The sequence below is a fragment of the uncultured Caulobacter sp. genome (assembly GCF_937900395.1).
GTDB lineage: Bacteria > Pseudomonadota > Alphaproteobacteria > Caulobacterales > Caulobacteraceae > Caulobacter.
On the sequence record NZ_CALCDX010000008.1, the window covers coordinates 1 to 4,522 of the forward strand.

Genomic DNA, 4,522 nt, shown 5'->3' on the forward strand with positions numbered 1-4,522 from the left:
CGGCCACGCGCCAGCAGCGGCCGACGTCGCGGCTGTAGAAATAGGCCGCCAAGCCAAAGGGCGTGGCGTTGGCCAGTTCGACCGCCTCGGCCTCGGTCTCGAACTTCACGATCGGGGCGACCGGCCCGAAGATCTCCTCCTGGAAGATGCGCATGGCTGGCGTGACATTGACGAGCACCGTAGGACTGAAGAACCGCTCCGTATTGTAAGGATCGTCTCCACCACCGACCGTCACCTCCGCGCCCCCGAGGATCGCTTCGTTTACGAGGTCTCCGACTTTCCGCAGCGCCTTTGCGTTTATCAGCGGACCGATTTGCACACCTTCGGTCATGCCGTTGCCAACCTTCAGTGCGGCGACCTTTTCGCTTAGCCGCGCAGCGAAGGCGTCGTGGATGCCCGACTGCACCAGGAGGCGGTTGGCGCAGACGCAGGTCTGGCCGGCGTTGCGGTACTTGGAGGCGATGGCGCCGTCGACGGCGGCCTCCAGATCGGCGTCGTCGAAGACGATGAAGGGCGCGTTGCCGCCCAGCTCCAGCGAGAGCTTCTTCATCGTGCCGGCGCACTGCTGGTACAGCACCTTGCCGATCGGGGTGGAGCCGGTGAACGACAGCTTCCGAACCCGGCTGTCCTCGCACAGCGTCTTGCCGACGGCGCTGGAGTTGGTGGTCGTCACCACGTTCAGAACGCCGGCCGGCACGCCCGCCTCGATCGCCAGGCGCGCGATGGCCAGGGCGCACAGCGGCGTCTCGGCCGCCGGCTTGACCACCACCGTGCAACCCGAGGCCAGAGCCGGCCCGACCTTGCGGGTGATCATGGCGATCGGGAAGTTCCACGGCGCGATGGCCGCGCACACCCCGACCGGCTGCTTGATCGAGGCCAGGCGCTTGCCCGGCATCGGGGTCGGGATGGTGTGGCCGTAGGCGCGCTTGGCCTCGTCGGCGAACCAGTCGATGAACGCCGCGCCGTAGGCGACCTCGCCCTTGGCCTCGGCCAAGGGTTTGCCCTGCTCGGCCGTCATCAGCCGCGCCAGGTCGTCGGCGTGGGCGAGCATCAGGTCGCTCCACTTGCGCAGGATCGCCCCGCGCTCCTTGGCCGTCCGCGCGGCCCAAGCCGGGAAGGCGCGATGGGCCGCGTCGATCGCCAGTTTCGTCTCGTCGGGCCCCAGGTCGGCGACCTTGGCGATCACCGTCCCGTCGGCCGGATTGAGCACGTCGAAGGTCTTGTCGCCCTGGACCCAAAGGCCGTCGATGAAGGCTTCGGTTTCAACGAGATTGAGCGTGGTCATGGGGGTCACCTCAGCGTCACGGACACCGACTTCAGGTCGGCGTATTTGTGCAACGCATGAAGGCTGCGGTCACGGCCAAAGCCGGACTGCTTGAAGCCCCCGAACGGCATGGTGATGTCGCAAGCGTCCCAGCCGTTGACCCAGACCAGCCCCGCCTTCAGCCGCCGCGCCCCGCGCAGGGCGCGGTTGACGTCGGACGTCCAAAGACCGGCGGCCAGGCCATAGACGGTGTCGTTGGCCAGAGCGATCGCCTCGTCCTCGGTCGTGAAGCTCATCACCCCCAGCACCGGGCCGAACACCTCCTCGCGGGCCAGGGCGTGGCTGGGCTGCAGGCGGTCGAAGATGGTCGGCTCGACATAGAAGCCGCCGGTCTCCTTCAGCACCTGGCCGCCGCCCAGCACCCGCCGCGCGCCTTGCGTGCCGGCGATGGCGATGTAGCCCAGGGCGGTGTTCATCTGCCGCTCGCTGACCATGGCGCCGAACTGGGTCGAGGGGTCCAGCGGATCGCCGACCTTCATGCCCTTGGCGACCTCGGCCACCCGCTCGACGAAGGCCTCCTTGATCGAGGCCTCGACCAAGAGGCGCGAGGCGGCGGTGCACACCTCGCCCTGGTTATAGAACACGCCCCAGGCGGCGGCCTGGGCGGCGGCCTCCAGGTCTGGGCAGTCGGCGAAGACGATCTGGGGCGACTTGCCGCCCAGCTCTAGCGAGATGCGCTTCAGGTTCGAGCGGGCCGAATACTCCATCAGCTTGCGGCCGACGGGTCCTGAGCCTGTGAAGGCGATCATGTCGACGTCCATCGACAGGGCCAAGGCCTCGCCGGTGACCGCGCCGGGACCGGGAACGACGTTCAGGACCCCGGCCGGGAGCCCGGACTCCAGGGCCAGGGCGCCCAGCTTCAGGGCCGTCAGCGGCGACTCCTCGGCGGGCTTGAGCACCACCGAATTGCCCATGGCCAGGGCCGGGGCGACCTTCCACATCGCCATGTGCAGCGGGAAGTTCCACGGCACGATCGCCCCGATCACGCCCAGCGGCTCGTGGACGGCGTAGCTCAGCCGATCGACCGGTGAGGCCCCGACCTCGCCATAGATCTTGTCCAGCGCCTCCGCGTACCAGCGACAGGTGTTGATCGCGAGGGGCACGTCGACGTTGCGGGCGTCGCTGATCGGCTTGCCGACGTCGAGGCTTTCCAAGAGGGCCAGCTCGTCGGCGTCGCGCTCCATCAGCTCGGCCAGGCGGAACAGCACCGCCTTCTTGGCGCGCGGACCCTGGTCGCGCCAGCGGCCGTCCTCGAAGGCCGTGCGAGCGGCGAACACCGCCTGGGCCACGTCCTCCTTCTGGCAGGCCGCGACCTGGTTCAGCAGCTTGCCGTCGCGCGGCGAGACGTTGTCGAAGGTCTCGCCCGAGATCGCGTCGACCAGCGCGCCGTCGATCACCGCCTGGCTCGGAAGAGCAAGACGCGCCAGGCGCTCGGCGATATCGGCGGGCAGGGTCATTGATCCCTCTTATTGTGATCACAGTTCGCGCGAGCTTGAGCGCTGTCAAGCCGGCCGCTCACGCGATGGCCTCCACGGCGGCGCGCATCTTGTCCATGCCTTCGGAAAGATCAGCGGCGATGGCGCGGCGGGCGCCGTCGGGATCCTTGGCCTTGAGCGCGGCGATCGCCTCGGCGTGGCGGTCGGCGGCCAGGCCGTCGGCCCCGACCCGCCCGAACACCACCCGCATGAACGGCCCGACCTGAAGCCACAGCCCCCCGGCCATGGCCTCCAGCACCTCGGCCCCCGCCCGTTCGTAGATCGCGAAGTGGAAGGCGTGGTTGGCGGTCATGTAGCGGTCGACGTCGCCCAGCCGCAGGGCCTCGTCTACGTCGGCGTCGATGGCCTGCAGCTGGCGGACGAGACTGGCGTCGGCGTTCAGCGCCGCCCGCGCCGCCAGCTCCGGCTCGACCCAAAGCCGCGCCAACGAGAGCTGCTCAAGCCGGTCGGCGGTCAGGGAGGGCACGGACAGGCGCTTGTTGGCCGGGTTGATCGCCAGGGCCCGCTCGGCCGCCAGCCGCCGCACGGCGTCGCGCACCGGCATGGGCGAGACGCCGAGTTCAGCGGCCAGGCTGCGCAGGGACACGCCCTTGCCCGGCGCGATGCGGCCGGTGATCAGCGCCCGCCGGATCGCCTCGTACACCTGGTCGTGCACGGCCTGGGAGTCGGCGAGGGGTCTGTGGGCTTTGATCATCTCACCTCCCTCCCCCGACCTTCCCGGCGAATGCCGGGACCCAGATTCAGCCTGAGCGTCCCATGGTTTCATCTGGGCCCCGGCATTCGCCGGGGAGGTCGGATGAAGAAGGGCTCTTTACGAGAGGGGCGCAATTGCGATCACAATGCAAGACCCGGATGGAGCACCCCGCCATGTCCAGCGCCAACGATCTCGACGCCTTCTGGATGCCGTTCACGCCGAACCGGCGGTTCAAGGCGCACCCCCGGATGCTCTCCTCGGCCAGCGGCATGTGGTACCGCACGCCCGAGGGGCGCGAGGTGCTGGACGCGACCTCGGGCCTCTGGTGCGTCAACGCCGGCCACGATCGCCCGAGGATCCGCGAGGCGATCCAGAAGCAGGCGGCCGAGATGGACTACGCGCCCTGCTTCAACATGGGCCACCCGCTGGCCTTCCAGTTCGCCTCGCGCCTGGCGCAGATCACGCCCAAGGGCCTGGACCGCATCTTCTTCACCAACAGCGGCTCGGAGTCGGTCGACACGGCGCTGAAGATCGCCCTGGCCTACCACCGCGCCCGGGGCAAGGGGACCAAGACCCGACTGATCGGACGCGAGCGCGGCTATCACGGCGTCGGCTTCGGCGGCATCTCGGTCGGCGGCATTCCCAAGAACCGGATGTACTTCGGCTCGCTGCTGACCGGCGTCGACCACCTGCCCCACACCCACGGCCTGCCGGGCAACCAGTTCGCCAAGGGCCAGCCGGAGCACGGCGCGCACCTGGCCGACGACCTGGAAAAGATCGTCGCCCTGCACGACGCCTCCAACATCGCCGCGGTGATCGTCGAGCCGGTGGCCGGATCGACCGGCGTACTGATCCCGCCGAAGGGGTATCTGGAGCGCCTGCGGGCGATCTGCGACAAGCACGACATCCTGCTGATCTTCGACGAGGTGATCACGGGCTTCGGCCGCGTCTCAGCCCCGTTCGCCGCCGACCGCTTCGGCGTCACGCCCGACCTGATCTGCATGGCCA

4 protein-coding genes are annotated in these 4,522 nt (G+C 69.0%); 1 reads left to right on the forward strand and 3 read right to left on the reverse strand.

Features of this window, described 5'->3' with window-relative positions:
* From Q0379_RS00475 to Q0379_RS00485, 3 genes are all read right to left on the reverse strand, one after another.
* A partial coding sequence (locus tag Q0379_RS00475; protein ID WP_299002959.1) for an NAD-dependent succinate-semialdehyde dehydrogenase occupies nt 1-1,294 on the reverse strand: 1,294 nt, incomplete at its 3' end.
* Complete coding sequence (locus Q0379_RS00480; protein WP_299002961.1) at nt 1,291-2,781, reverse strand: aldehyde dehydrogenase; 1,491 nt, start codon at nt 2,779-2,781, stop codon at nt 1,291-1,293. The genes Q0379_RS00480 and Q0379_RS00475, both read right to left, overlap by 4 nt.
* 58 nt (nt 2,782-2,839) lie before the next feature.
* Nucleotides 2,840-3,511 (reverse strand): GntR family transcriptional regulator, encoded by a 672-nt coding sequence (locus tag Q0379_RS00485; RefSeq protein WP_299002969.1) that lies wholly within the window; start codon nt 3,509-3,511, stop codon nt 2,840-2,842.
* A gap of 176 nt (nt 3,512-3,687) precedes the next feature.
* On the opposite strand from Q0379_RS00485, the gene Q0379_RS00490 reads away from it, so the two are divergent.
* Nucleotides 3,688-4,522 (forward strand): aminotransferase class III-fold pyridoxal phosphate-dependent enzyme (locus Q0379_RS00490; protein ID WP_299002964.1); only part of this gene is annotated, 835 nt, incomplete at its 3' end.